Genomic DNA, 14,076 nt, shown 5'->3' on the forward strand with positions numbered 1-14,076 from the left:
GATACTTATTTTAACGTTTAACCTTAAACCGTTCAGCCTTTGCTTCCCAATAAAGTGATAAAAAAACCCGCCGTAATTGCGGGTTTTTTTATTCATAAATTGCATCGCAATTTCAGGCATCCATATTAGCAATGATCGCTTCACCAAACTCGGAACAACGCAGCAAGGTCGCCCCTGGCATTAAGCGCTCAAAATCGTAGGTCACCGTTTTTGCCGCAATCGCACCCGAAATCCCCTTGATGATCAGGTCGGCAGCTTCTATCCAGCCCATATCACGCAGCATCATTTCTGCTGACAGAATAATCGAACCTGGATTCACTTTATCCTGCCCGGCATATTTAGGCGCTGTACCGTGGGTTGCTTCATAAACTGCAATCGAACCGCCAATATTGGCACCCGGTGCAATCCCGATCCCGCCGACTTCCGCAGCTAGCGCATCAGAAATATAATCACCATTTAAGTTCAGTGTCGCAATTACAGAATAATCCGCCGGACGCATCAAAATTTGCTGCAAGAAGGCATCAGCAATGACATCTTTAATAATAATGTCTTTGCCTGTTCTTGGATTTTTGATTTTAACCCATGGACCACCATCTAAAAGCTCACCGCCGAAACGTTCCAATGCGACCTCATAGCCCCACTCTTTAAATGCCCCTTCGGTGTATTTCATGATATTGCCTTTGTGCACCAAGGTCACACTCGGCTTGTCATTCTCAATGGCAAATTGAATCGCTTTACGTACCAGACGCTGGCTACCTTCTTTGGAGACAGGTTTGATTCCGATTCCACAATTGTCTTCAAAGCGGATATTGGTTACACCCATTTCTTCTTTCAGGAACTTGATGACCTTTTTCGCTTCCGGAGAATCTGCCTTCCATTCAATTCCGGCATAAATATCTTCTGAATTTTCACGGAAAATTACCATGTCGGTCAGTTCAGGATTATGCACCGGTGAAGGCACCCCTTCAAACCAGCGTACCGGACGTACACAGACATATAAATCCAGTTCCTGACGTAAGGCTACATTCAGGGAACGAATACCTCCACCAACTGGTGTCGTCAGTGGACCTTTGATTGATATTACATAATCACGCAACGCTTCGAGGGTTTCATCAGGCATATAGGTGCCGTAAATTTTGTCAGCTTTTTCACCGCAGTAGACTTCCATCCATTCGATGGAACGCTTCCCAGCGTATGCTTTTTGCACAGCAGCATCTACCACAGTTCGCATTGTTGGTGTAATATCTGCACCGATTCCATCCCCTTCGATAAATGGGATAATTGGATTATTTGGTACGTTGAGTGACAGGTCTGCATTAACGGTAATTTTGGTACCATCCACAGGTACTACGATTTTTTGATATCCCATTATTAGTATTCTCCCGGATGCCGCTGACAAATCTAAAATAATTGCCAATTAGGCAATACTTTCAACTGTTCTTAACGCATAATATTCTAATCCAGATTTGTTGTTTTTGAGATTTATACGGGAAATAACTAAGTTTCCCTTTTAAATAAACCTCTACATTTTTTAAATTAATGTAATTATAGAAGTTATTTCCTATGAAAATCGTCATTCTAAACAAACCTTATGACGTCCTCTCCCAATTCCGTGCGGATGAAAAGCACCCAACCATGGCTGATTTTGTCAACGACAAAGATTTACGTCTTGCTGGCCGTTTGGACATGGACTCAGAAGGTCTGGTTTTCCTCACCGATCACGGTGGTCTCAACCAATATATCACCAATCCTGCCAATAAAAAGTTTAAAACTTATATGGTGCAAGTGGAAGGTGATGTCACTGAAGAAGCTCTTGAGCAGCTTCGTAAAGGCGTTGAACTGAAAGATGGCATGACGCTTCCTGCACGTGCTGAAAAAGTGTCTGAACCGGAATGGTTGTGGGAGCGTAATCCTCCTGTACGTTTCCGTGCCTCTGTTCCGACGTCTTGGGTTGAGATTTCAATCTGTGAAGGTCGTAACCGTCAGGTTCGTCGTATGACATCTGCTGTCGGCTTCCCGACCTTACGTTTGATCCGTACCAAAATTGGTGAGATTGATTTGGTTCGTATGGGATTGCAGCCGGGTGAGACCAGAGAAATTGAGCCATTACTTTACCCTGACTTCCAGAATATCCCTGCTGAAGAACCATATCGTTCACGTTCTTATGTGAAGAAGCCGGGGGGTACGGGTGGCAAACCAATCGTTCGCAAGAACAAAGATGGTTCCGTGAAAAAGTCTGGCACCAAACGCATCTGGCAAATGGACGAAAGCGAAAAGCCGAAACGTCGCACCAATGGTACTACTCGTCCAAATACCAAGGCACCACGTGGTCGTGGCCGGGGTCGTGGTTAAAGCTCAGCCTATTCATCAGGTAGTGACAGGCTAAATACCACGCCAGACGGCGTATTTTCTACAGTTGCTCCCCCCTGATGGAGCTGCATAATCGACTGCACAATGGCAAGGCCCAGACCACCCGTCTGGGCTTTTTCATGTCGGCTGTCATCTATCTGATAAAAACGCTCAAATAAATGCGGATGATGCTCATCTGCAATCCATACCTCTGGCGTCAGCACCGATATTTTAATGCTATGGTTCAGTCGCTGTGCCGACACACTAATCTCACTCCCCGGCTGACCATAAGTAATGGCATTGCTGATCAGATTGGCAACTGCGCGCTGTAATAATGCGGTGCTGGCAGTCAGACTTAAATCTGATGGAACATTAATTTTTAAATGCATCTGCTTTTCTTCAGCCAGAAAACTGAAGTACTCAAGTAATTCTTGCAGCATCTCATTCAGATTGAAATGCTGTTTTTCAACCGTAAATCCACCATGCTCTACCCGCGCGATAAACAGCATGCTTTCAATCATCTGGCTTAGACGTTCATATTCTTCTAGGTTGGAATAGAGCAGATTTTCCAGTTCAGCAGGCTCGCGCGGCCGCGATAACAGAATCTGTGTCTGCCCGATTAGATTGTTTAATGGCGTGCGAAGTTCGTGCGAAATGTCCTCAGAAAAACGTGCCAACTGCTGATATGCAGACTGAATATTACCGAGCATATCGTTCATGGCCTGACTCAGCTCTTGCACCTCAAGCGTATTACTCTGAACATCAATGTGCTGATTGGGCTGCTGAATATTGACCTGTGCTGTCGCCAGCATCAGCTGACGCATTGACTTGAGAATATAGCGTCCAGCCAGCCAGGCCATAAAGGTCGAGAGCAATATACCAAGCAGACTATAGAGCACCAGTTTTGATAAATAGGTTGCCAGTGCCCTTTGTCCTTCTGCCAACTGTTTACCCGCTACCAGCTGGTAGCTGCGACCATCAAACTGCACCTGTTTAAAAGCCAGACGTGTTGAAGGATGTTCAGCCTGATTATTCTGAAACTGTAATTTGGAAGAATAATGCAATGCCGGAATATGAACCTGCAAAGGATTGATTTCGATCAGACGACTATTCTGATGCTGCAGCAGCAGTAAATTATCTTCCTGTCCCAGCATATTTTCATATAATTTGGGATGCTGGACCAGAAGTTTGAAACTCTGGGCATCTTCAAGAAAAATCTCAATCCGGGAAATACGCGCAGCCAGCGCCTGATCCTGCTGGGTCTGAATCATCTGTTGCATATTTTGATAAGACAGCAACGCCACACTCAGAAACACCACGCAAGACACCAGTGCAAATGCAATACTCAATCGTGTTGCCAACGGCAATAACACAGGGTTTTTCATGGATATTCATCTAGCTTATAACCCATGCCACGTACGGTATGGATCAGTTTTGGCGTGTAATGATCATCAATTTTGCTACGCAGCCTGCGAATAGCCACATCGACCACATTAGTATCAGTATTAAAATTGATATTCCAGACCATTGACGCAATCTGGCTCCGGGTCATCACCTGTCCCTGATGTTCCATTAACAATTGCAACAGCGCAAATTCTTTCTGGCTCAAGTCGATCTTTTGCCCATTACGGTAAACCTCATGCTTTAAGCGGTTCAATACCAGATCTGAAACCTGATAGGCCTCCTGCTCCAGACGCGGCACACGGCGCAACAGACTTTTAATTCGGGCCAGTAATTCAATATAGGAAAAAGGCTTGGTCAGATAATCATCAGCACCAAGCTCCAGTCCTTTCACCCGATCTAGCACATGATCACGTGCAGTGAGCATTAATACCGGAATCTGGCTAAAAGTTCGCAGGGTATGTAATACCTGCCAGCCGTCCAGGTCCGGCAGCATCACATCAAGCAGCACCAGATCAAAAGACTGTTGCTGCAAACACGATAATGCTCGCACGCCATTTTCTGCGATGGTCGTACTATAACCTGACTCATTCAGTCCTTTTGCCAGATATTCAGCAATCTTGACTTCATCTTCTACAATTAAAATATGCATGTCAGTAGTTTAGCTGTTTTTAGCTAGTTCTAGATTACAAATTGGTAATCTGATTGTCATGCTGTACTGGCGGATTTTTTTCTAAGATAGCCCCAGTAGCCAATTGCATGAAAGATAACCATGAAAATTTCAATCGCCAACCCAAGCATGGCCTTGCTCAGCAGCGTATTACTACTCAGCTCACTGGCGCATGCAGAATTTAAAACGGCGCCAGTCATGTCGCTAGAAGTGGCAAAGCTCATGGCCAGCAACGTCATGCTTGCTTGCCAGAAACAGGCCAAGCCGGCGGCAGTCGTTATTCTGGATCAAGGTGGCAACCTGCTGGCCAGCCAGCGCCATGAATCTGTCGGCATTCACAACCTGATTGCAGCGGAACGGAAAGCTTTCACCGCGTATTCAACTAAAACCAGCACACTGGATTTTATGCGCAATGCCCAGAAAAATCCGGATGCACAGAATCTGAATAGCTTGCCTGAATTGCTATTACTGGGTGGTGGTGTCTCTGTCATTTACCAAAACCAGATTGTAGGCGCAGTAGGCGTCGCAGGTGCGGGCGGTTCAGTACAGGATCATCAATGTGCCAATAGCGGCATTCAAACCACCTTAAAGCAGCTTTGATATCTTTTAATTAGTAATTTTTTATTCCTTTGATTAAACATTATTCCGTCATTCCAACGAGGAACACAACATGAAAAAAATCTTAATCGCGACTCTTGCCACTACTGCAGCAACTCTTTCTTTTGCCCAGAACCCGCTGAGTGTACACGTGCTGAATCTGGAAAATGGCTTGCCTTCTCCAAATGTAGAAGTGACGCTGGAAACACAGAAAAATGGCAAATGGGTACAGCTTTCACAAGCAAGGACTAATCCTCAGGGTCGTATCACAGCACTATACCCAGAGAATAAAACCTTTGATAAAGGAACCTACAAAGTGACTTTTAAAACCGGTGACTGGTTTAAAACCCAAAAGCAAAACAGCTTTTTCCCAGAAGTACCGGTGATTTTTGAAGTAGATGGCTCAGTCAATCACTATCATATCCCGCTGCTATTAAGCCCCTATGGTTATTCAACCTATCGCGGCAACTAAGCTCTCCCACTTAAGGCCCACCCTCTTTGGGCCTTCTTTTTTTTCTTGTTATTCTTTTATTGAAATGCCATTTACGATTCATATTTAATGAGCTAAAAAATAAAATGTATTCAAAAAAGGAGCTTTACATTGGATCAGCAAGCTAACCAGATGTTTAATCAGGACCAAGAGGTCTTTGCGATACATTGACTGCTATAGCAAAACGCAAAGCCAATAATGGTCGTACTAGCATTTTATGAATTCAAATGAGGAATCAGCATCATTAAATCGCAGCTAAATTCAATGGAACTTCCTGACCGCTCATCAAATAAATATCATGTTGATATTTAGTCAATAAAAAAACCGATGCCTAAGCATCGGTTTTAAAGTTTGAAATTGAATTAAGCTTTAAGCCACTTTTCAGCTTTGGCCTGATCTTCAACTTTCAATTCAACTTCGGTCAGTTCAGAACCCGCAGCTTGAACCTCGAAGGTCATCAACTCATCACGACGGAATGCATACACTGTAAAAGTACCTTGCTGTTTTGCATAGCTTTCAACAAGCTTAGTCGTTGCCTTTAAACCATCAATTGCAATAATGACATCATTGGCAGAAAGGCCAGCGAGCACAGCAGCACCCTCACGACGCGCAGATTGAACCAGCACACCTTCCGGCTTATCTGCCAGTTTTAAACCGAATGGCAAAGACTTGTCATTTTTCAGGCTATAAGCCATACCAAACTCAGGGAAAAGCTGATCCAATGGTAATTCGTCTGTGGTATTGATCAAGTGATTGATCTGTTCTGACCAATCATCTCCTGTCAGTTCTTTACACAATTCAAAGATTGTCCGCTCATGCACCTGAACACCCTTCTGGGCATTTTCATACAAACGGCGCATCACGGCATCCAGACTTGAACCGCGTAAACGCAAACCTAAGTCTAAGCACAAAGCAACTAAACAGCCTTTGTTATAATAGCTGGTACCCGCATTATTCGAGTTTTCATCCTGACGGTAGAATTTCACCCAGGCATCAAAACTGGATTCAGACACTGACTGAATCGCACGCCCCGGATTTTGCAAATAACGGTCAATCTGTGCTTTTAACAAAGCAATATACGATTCCTGATTAATCACGCCGCTGCGTAGCAAGATCAAATCGTCATAATACGAGGTGAAACCTTCAAAGATCCACAACAAAGAAGTATAGCCTTCTCTGTTTAAATCATAATTGACGAAGTTTTCAGGGCGAATGAATTTCACCAACCATGAATGGAAATATTCATGGCTACATAAGCCCAAGAAACGCTGATAATCTTTAGATGGCTCTTCTGGCTCATTGGCTTTCGGCAAGTCATCACGTGGTGAAATCAGGCTGGTAGAATTTGGATGCTCCAGACCGCCATAGCTATTGCCGGTTGCCATGGTCATAAAGGTATAGTCTGTAAACGGCGCCGAACCAAACATTGAAATTTCTGTAGCACAGATTTTTTCAATGTCCTGCTGCATACGCGCCGCATTCATCGCGTGTTTGCCTGACACCACAAACTCATGTGGAATACCATTTGCTTCAAAACTGAAACGGGTTTGTTCTGCCAGCTCAAATGGCGCATCAATCAGTTCGGCATAGTTTTTAGCTTTCAGGGTGAAACGGCCTTTGACCAGACTTTTAGCCTGCATTCCTGTTGCCAATTGAAAATGCTTCAATTCATCTGGCAGGAAGATTTCCAGTTCAATTTCTTTATTTTCCTGACCTTCCAGCCCCAGACATGCACAAGCCGGGTTCACGTAGAGACGATTTTGATCCACATATGCACCACGAACGGACAGGTCATAGGCATAGACATCATATTCAACTGTAATCAGTTCATGATCAGTATTGAATAAACGCCATTTATTTTTTTCAAATTTCTGGATCTGTAACTGGCGCCCATCTTCATCATAGGCCTTGACCGCTTCAATGTGCTTGGAAAACTCTCGAATCAGATAACTTCCCGGAATCCAGGTCGGTAATGACAGGACTTGGGTCGGGTCCGCAAGAAAACGAAATGTCACGTGAATAAGATGCTGACGATAATCGTCAAATTCAATTTGATAATGCAACATAATGAACGATATAAAATTAAAATAAATGAGATATAGCTTAGCTTAGCATTTTTTAAGCCAGTATGGTTTAGCTGTCTTATTTGTCTACATTTACGACTAGCTATCTGTATAAAAAAGGCATAGCATGCGTGAAAATTAAATCGTTCAACACCCGCCGGGTTATCAAGGAACACCATTGAAATACATCATCTCACTGATTGCGGTTTTCAGTTTATTTATTTCTGCATTTTCACATGCTGCCCTACTCAATATTGTGCCTGAAAGCGTTGAAGCTGAAGCCTGGACCATTCTGGATTCACAGTCTGGTCAAGTCATTGCAGAGCATAATGCCGATGTGCAACGCGCTCCGGCTTCGCTGACCAAAATGATGGTGGCTTATATTGCCTTAAAGGAAATTGAGGCCGGGAAATTAAATAAAAATGAAGTTTTAACCGCGACCTCTGTGGTAAAAACCGTGATGTGGGATGAGTCACAGATGTACCTGAAAGAAGGTGATCAGATTTCAGTCGATCAGCTTCTGGCGGGCTTAATTATCATGTCTGCCAATGATGCCGCGGTGACGCTGGCTGAGAAAATTTCGGGTGGTATTCCGCAGTTTGTTGAACGCATGAATCAGGAAGCCAAAGCGCTGGGCATGCAGCATACCAATTTCCAGAATCCGGCCGGCATTACCATGCCTGAGCATTATTCGACTGCCACCGATTTGGCCAGACTGTCTATGGCGGTGGTGAATGAAACCCCGGATTATCTGTATTATTCCCAACAGCCAAGCTTTACCTACAATCAGCATTTTCATCGTGCGACCAACCGTGTGCTTCAGGTCGATCCTACAGTAGATGGTTTAAAAACCGGTTTTACCCGTGCAGCGGGCTATAATCTGGCGCTGACAGCCAATCGCGTCACCGCAGATTTTGAAATGCCAAATCGCCGTCTGATTGTGGTGGTGCTGGGTACTAAAAGTGCAGCAAAACGCGCTGAAGTATCACATAAGCTGATGAATCTGGCTTATACCTATACCCGCAATGAGGTAGCGATCAAAGATCAACAGCTACTGGCTGAATTGCCTGTGATCAAATCCACCTTAAAAATGTTTAAGGTACAAACCAAACAACCGCAGATCATTACCACTTCTTTATATGATCAGGGCTACAGTATTGACCTGAACCAGTTTGATCAGGCAAATCAGCGTGTCATGCTGAATACAGGTGATGGCGTTTTAAAAAGTATCGAGCCACTACAGGAAACCCAGACCCATATCAATGTTGAAGTGAAAGCATCTGAACTCATTGCACCCTTGGCCACCATGATGCCTTTGGCGACCATTCAGGTTTATCAGAATAATCAGTTGATTCGCACCATTCAGATTGAAGATCATGTCGAAATTGAAGAAGCCAATCTGTTTCAGAAATTCTTTAGCTGGCTACAAGGCTTATTTAGTTTGTTTTCAGACAATACGCCAAGCGTAAAGCTTTATCCTTTAGATAGATAATAGCGCTAAATCTCAAGTAATTTCCCTTTAAGCTAGAAGATCTACTCGCTGATCTTCTAGCAGATTTCCCGCCTATTAATCTCACCCTCCCATTGCTTTCTCAAAGCAGCAACACTTACCCGCCCTCACAGAATTGCTACGTTTTGTAATTTGTATAACAATTTTAATCAAGACGAGTTTTAGCGCATGCCATAGTATATTTTCTCTCTATTTCTCTTATTTTTATTAAAAAAATAAACAGGTTAATCATATATGACAGCACATAAGATCGTGATTGTGGGTGGTGGTGCCGGTGGTCTGGAACTGGCGACTCAGCTGGGTGAGAGCTTGGGTAAAAGCGGTAAAGCCCAGATTATTCTGGTCGATCAAAAACTGACGCACATCTGGAAACCGCTACTGCATGAAGTGGCTGCAGGCACCTTAAATCCACATGAAGAAGAAACTAATTATTTTGCTCATTCAGCCGCACATCATTATGAATTTGTATTGGGCACATTTACCGGTCTGGATCGTGAAGCGAAACAGATTGTGGTTGAAACAGAATATTTCTCCAAAAAAGCCCAAGCCAAGAAGAACCAGCGCATTGACTATGACACACTGGTCTTGGCTTTAGGTTCTACCTCGAATGACTTTAATACCGAAGGCGTCAAACAGTTCTGTCATTTTCTCGACAGCCGCCCACAGGCTGATATCTTTCAGCAGGATCTGTTGCATCTCTATCTGAATGCTCAACATGAAGCATCAAGCCGTGAACTGAATATCGCGATTATTGGTGCCGGTGCGACTGGGGTCGAACTGGCAGCCGAGCTGGTGGAGGCCAAACACAATTTCTTTAAATATGGCTTAAACAAAGTCGATCCAAATAAAGTCAAAATTACCTTAATTGAAGCGGCGGATCGTATTCTGACTGCACTCTCGCCGAAAGTCGCCGAACATACCATGCAACAGCTGGAAAAATTCGGTATTGAGGTTTTGACCAGTCACCGCGTGGCCAAGGTTGATGAAGACAAGATTTATTTTGCAGATGGCTCAAGTCTGGATGCCGAGATTAAAGTCTGGGCTGCAGGCATCAAAGCACCTGAAGTCTTGGCACAACTGCAAGATATGGAAAAAGACAATATTCACCGGTTGAAAGTCTACTCCACCCTGCAAACCAAATCTGATCCAGACATTTTTGCTTTTGGTGACTGTGCACACTGCCAGCCTGCTGCAGATGAACCAGTCTTGGGTCCACGTGCACAAGTGGCTAGCCAACAGGCCAATTTCCTGGCCAATGCCTTAAAAGCACGGATCAATGAGGAAAACTATTTACCGATGTTTAAATTTTCCGACAAAGGCTCACTGATTTCCTTAAGCCAGAATAAAGCTGTCGGTGAATTACTCGGTCAGGTGAATGTTCAAGGCTTTGTTGCCAAGTCAATGTACGTTTCCTTATACCGAATTCATCAGGCGACCATTCATGGTTATGCGCATGCCGGCATTCTGACTGCAAAAGATTTTGTTACACGAAAAATTTCTCCAAAGCTAAAATTGCATTGAAATTCCAGAATTTGGCCCAATCAATGAAAAAATCGTCAACAAAATTGTCAAATTGCGTTTTTTTGCTAATTTTAGTCTACAAAAATGCAATTTCACTTTATGATGTACCCTTAAAAAATTGAATGGATCAATTAACATGACTGCTATTGCAAATAACCTCGTGGTTTCTTTCCACTACACATTGACTAACGCAGAGGGTGAAACTCTCGACCAATCTCAAGGTGAACCACTTGCCTATTTGCACGGTGCAGGTAACATCATCCCAGGTTTAGAAAATGCGTTAGAAGGCAAAACTGTAGGTGAAAAATTCACTGTAAACGTTCCTGCTGCTGAAGGTTATGGCGAATACAACCCTGACCTAGTTCAAGAAGTTCCTGCGCAAATGTTCCAAGGCGTAGACAACATTCAGGCAGGCATGCAGTTCCAAGCTCAAACTGATGACGGCGTGCAAATCGTAACTGTTAAAGCAGTTGAAGGCGACAATGTTGTTGTTGATGCTAACTTCCCACTTGCTGGTCAAGACCTGACTTTCGAAGTTGAAATCGTATCTGTTCGTGAAGCTTCTCAAGAAGAATTAGATCACGGTCACGTACACGGTGTAGGCGGTCACCAACACTAAGATCTTCTGATCTTGAGTGAAAAAAGGCAAAGTCTGACTTTGCCTTTTTTATTGCCTGAAAATAGCCCGTAGAATATTAACCACCCAATTAGCCATAAAAAAAGCAGAGCCATTGCCCTGCCTTTTCAATCCGATCAAGATCTCCTTTCAGAGGATGATCACTGGATTATTTGTTTTGGTTATAAATCTGCATAGCTGCTGGTAACTGTTGACGCATTTGCCCAATACGCTGGCTGTTCGATGGATGCGTAGACAGGAAGGTTGCACCACTGCTGCCACCGAGTTTGTTCATTTTTTCCCACAAGGTAATGGCTGCATTCGGGTTATAACCTGCGCGTGCCATCAGCATTAAACCGCCTTGGTCAGCACGACTTTCCAGATTACGCGAGTATGGCAAGCCAATCCCGATCTGACTACCCAATTGTGCTGCTGCAGCGCCACCTTGACCTACACCTGCTGCATTTAAGCCAATACCCAAGGCCAGATCAGTCAGGGCCTGAGCGCCAATTTTCTGTTTAGAATGCTCTTCTAAGGCATGCACCATTTCATGACCCATAATCGCTGCAATTTCAGCATCGGTCAGATTCAGTTTATTCACAATACCCGTATAGAATACAACCTTACCGCCTGGCGCAACAAAAGCGTTGACCTGGTCAGATTTGAGCACAGCCAATTGCCACTGGAATGCTGTACCGGTTTGATTCATCTGGTTAGCAACCGGTTTCAAACGGTTAAATACATTATTAATCCGCTTATAGGTCGCTGAACTGGTATCCAGTTGACCTTTGTTTTTCGCATCATTGACCATGGCATTATAGCTTTGGCTCGCAGATGCATTTAAGGTCGCAGTATCTGCCCCTGCCATATCGGCAATGGTGGTACAACCTGATAATGTGACGACTGTAGCAGCCGCCATACTCAATAAAAGTTTATTCTTCATTATAATTTACTCCGCCTTGGCTTAAGGGCAATTTACATTGTAAAAATTATAAGTGAAAGCGCGTAGCAGCTAAACGCTTAATTCATTCATCTTCTTATAAATTATGTAATTTTTAAGCCAAATACTGTATCGCCAACCAATAAATCAGACAAATAATATTGAGGCCTAGGTAAACCTGACTAAGTGGTTTGATTTTCTGTTCAAGCATTTCGTCTTTACGTTTGAAATATAAAAAAGCATTTTGCAATAAAATAATAGGTACTAATACACAGGCGATAATGACACTCAGACCAATCAGCGCCGCATAAATCACCTCAGGATTTTGAGTTTGCGCACGAATAATCATCATGGCCAATGTTGGCGCCCCACCCATCGCGAATAACAATGAATAAAACATGGTCGCCGATATATTTTTTTGCATCCTGCTGCTCATTTTTCTTTCTTTATATACCGCTATGTTAAAGCACATCACGCCACATTACCGATGCAACTTTAGTCTTGAAATAGCTGCATAAATTTAACATATAAAAAACCCATCCGGAGATGGGTTTTTATCATTCAAGCTTTAATCTAATGAAGATTAAGCATCAAACGGGTGGCGAAGAACAATGGTTTCTTCACGGTCTGGACCTGTTGAAATGATGTCGATTGGACATTCAATCAATTGCTCAAGACGTTTTACATAGTTCAATGCAGCTTCTGGCAACTGATCTAGTGATTTCGCACCGAAAGTTGACTCAGACCAGCCTGGCATAGTTTCATAAATCGGTTTTAAAGTTTCGAATGCAAGCGCATCAGAAGAACCGACACAACCAGAATCTGCAGCTTCATAACCCACACAGATTTTCACTTCTTCTAAACCGTCAAGAACGTCAAGTTTAGTCAGGCAAATACCAGAAAGTGAGTTTACATCAACTGAACGGCGTAGAATTTCAGCATCGAACCAGCCACAACGACGTTGACGGCCAGTAGAGGCACCAAATTCATTACCAATCGTACCGAGGTGTTTACCAATCGCATCACCTGTGTCATTTGCAGCGTCATACACCAACTCAGTTGGGAATGGACCTGCACCTACACGCGTTGTGTACGCTTTAGTAATACCCAGTACATAGTCAAGGTGCAAAGGACCCAGACCTGAACCAGAGCTTACGCCACCAGCAGTTGTATTCGAAGACGTTACATACGGATATGTACCGTGGTCAACGTCAAGAAGTGAACCTTGCGCGCCTTCGAACATGATATTGTCACCGTTTTTACGGTAGTTATGCAATTCCGTGGTCACATCCACAACCAGTGGCGCAACAACCTTACGCCATTCGTCGCAAAGTGCCAGCACGTCTTCCAGTTTAACTGCTTCAACACCGTAGTATTCAGTCAGCTGGAAGTTATGGTAGTCCAGAAGTTCAGTTAACTGAGCAGTAAGATGTTCACCACCACGTACTAGGTCAGCAACACGTACTGCGCGACGTGCTACTTTGTCTTCGTATGCAGGACCGATACCACGACCTGTCGTACCAATCTTCGCATTACCACGTTTTTTCTCACGCGCCTGATCAAGTGCGATGTGGTTCGGAAGAATCAATGGACAGTTTGGAGAAATGCGTAAACGTTCTTTAACAGGAACGCCTTCTTTTTCAAGAATGTCCATCTCTTTGATGAGCGCTTCAGGAGAAAGAACAACACCGTTACCAATTAAGCACAATACGTTTTCACGTAAAATACCTGATGGAATGAGGTGTAAGACAGTTTTCTTACCACCAACCACAAGAGTGTGACCTGCGTTATGTCCGCCTTGATAACGAACTACCGCTGCCGCTTGATCTGTGAGCAGGTCGACGATTTTACCTTTACCTTCGTCGCCCCATTGGGTACCAAGTACCACAACATTCTTGCCCATAATAGCCTCATTACAT

At 43.8% G+C, this 14,076-nt stretch carries 13 protein-coding genes; 6 read left to right on the forward strand and 7 right to left on the reverse strand.

Features of this window, described 5'->3' with window-relative positions; genetic code table 11:
* Window positions 1-112: 112 nt before the first annotated feature.
* Window positions 113-1,369: an NADP-dependent isocitrate dehydrogenase gene (gene icd, locus FTV08_RS06980; protein ID WP_180086945.1), complete on the reverse strand. Its 1,257-nt coding sequence runs from the start codon at window positions 1,367-1,369 to the stop codon at window positions 113-115.
* A gap of 194 nt (window positions 1,370-1,563) precedes the next feature.
* Between icd and FTV08_RS06985 the strand changes: the two genes are divergently transcribed.
* A complete protein-coding gene (locus tag FTV08_RS06985; protein ID WP_180086946.1) occupies window positions 1,564-2,352 on the forward strand; it encodes an rRNA large subunit pseudouridine synthase E in 789 nt (262 codons plus the stop codon).
* Between the two features lie 8 nt (window positions 2,353-2,360).
* On the opposite strand, the gene FTV08_RS06990 is transcribed toward FTV08_RS06985, so the two are convergent.
* Both FTV08_RS06990 and FTV08_RS06995 read right to left on the reverse strand, forming a co-directional pair.
* Window positions 2,361-3,734 (reverse strand): heavy metal sensor histidine kinase, encoded by a 1,374-nt coding sequence (locus tag FTV08_RS06990; RefSeq protein ID WP_180086947.1) that lies wholly within the window; start codon window positions 3,732-3,734, stop codon window positions 2,361-2,363.
* On the reverse strand, window positions 3,731-4,402 hold the full coding sequence (locus tag FTV08_RS06995) for a heavy metal response regulator transcription factor (protein ID WP_114541880.1): 672 nt from the start codon (window positions 4,400-4,402) through the stop codon (window positions 3,731-3,733). Before FTV08_RS06995 ends, FTV08_RS06990 begins: the two co-directional genes overlap by 4 nt.
* A 120-nt stretch (window positions 4,403-4,522) precedes the next feature.
* On the opposite strand from FTV08_RS06995, the gene FTV08_RS07000 reads away from it, so the two are divergent.
* Together FTV08_RS07000 and uraH are read left to right on the forward strand one after the other, a co-directional pair.
* Window positions 4,523-5,020 carry a heme-binding protein gene (locus tag FTV08_RS07000; protein WP_180086948.1) on the forward strand — a complete coding sequence of 166 codons (498 nt, stop codon included), beginning with the start codon at window positions 4,523-4,525 and terminating at the stop codon, window positions 5,018-5,020.
* A 70-nt stretch (window positions 5,021-5,090) separates the two neighbouring features.
* Window positions 5,091-5,489, forward strand: coding sequence for a hydroxyisourate hydrolase (uraH, locus tag FTV08_RS07005; protein WP_064096644.1), 399 nt, complete (start codon window positions 5,091-5,093; stop codon window positions 5,487-5,489).
* 380 nt (window positions 5,490-5,869) lie between these two features.
* Here the strand turns inward: uraH and FTV08_RS07010 are convergent, their stop codons facing one another.
* Window positions 5,870-7,573: a M61 family metallopeptidase gene (locus tag FTV08_RS07010; RefSeq protein WP_180086949.1), complete on the reverse strand. Its 1,704-nt coding sequence runs from the start codon at window positions 7,571-7,573 to the stop codon at window positions 5,870-5,872.
* A gap of 175 nt (window positions 7,574-7,748) precedes the next feature.
* On the opposite strand from FTV08_RS07010, the gene FTV08_RS07015 reads away from it, so the two are divergent.
* The 3 genes from FTV08_RS07015 (at window position 7,749) to slyD (ending at window position 11,220) form a co-directional block, all read left to right on the forward strand.
* Window positions 7,749-9,062, forward strand: a complete 1,314-nt coding sequence (locus FTV08_RS07015; protein ID WP_180086950.1) for a D-alanyl-D-alanine carboxypeptidase PBP6B — start codon at window positions 7,749-7,751, stop codon at window positions 9,060-9,062.
* Between the two features lie 252 nt (window positions 9,063-9,314).
* Entirely contained in the window at window positions 9,315-10,601 is a 1,287-nt protein-coding gene (locus FTV08_RS07020; RefSeq protein WP_180086951.1) for an NAD(P)/FAD-dependent oxidoreductase, read from the forward strand.
* A gap of 136 nt (window positions 10,602-10,737) precedes the next feature.
* Window positions 10,738-11,220, forward strand: a complete 483-nt coding sequence (gene slyD, locus FTV08_RS07025; protein WP_004278960.1) for a peptidylprolyl isomerase — start codon at window positions 10,738-10,740, stop codon at window positions 11,218-11,220.
* 166 nt (window positions 11,221-11,386) lie between these two features.
* On the opposite strand, the gene FTV08_RS07030 is transcribed toward slyD, so the two are convergent.
* The 3 genes from FTV08_RS07030 to FTV08_RS07040 form a co-directional block, all read right to left on the reverse strand.
* Window positions 11,387-12,160, reverse strand: a complete 774-nt coding sequence (locus FTV08_RS07030) for a M48 family metallopeptidase (RefSeq protein WP_005263417.1) — start codon at window positions 12,158-12,160, stop codon at window positions 11,387-11,389.
* Between the two features lie 112 nt (window positions 12,161-12,272).
* Window positions 12,273-12,581: a hypothetical protein gene (locus tag FTV08_RS07035; RefSeq protein ID WP_180086952.1), complete on the reverse strand. Its 309-nt coding sequence runs from the start codon at window positions 12,579-12,581 to the stop codon at window positions 12,273-12,275.
* A 159-nt stretch (window positions 12,582-12,740) separates the two neighbouring features.
* A complete protein-coding gene (locus tag FTV08_RS07040; RefSeq protein ID WP_004278963.1) occupies window positions 12,741-14,060 on the reverse strand; it encodes an adenylosuccinate synthase in 1,320 nt (439 codons plus the stop codon).
* Window positions 14,061-14,076: the final 16 nt, after the last annotated feature.

It is taken from the genome of Acinetobacter sp. YH12226, assembly GCF_013417805.1.
Classification (GTDB): domain Bacteria; phylum Pseudomonadota; class Gammaproteobacteria; order Pseudomonadales; family Moraxellaceae; genus Acinetobacter.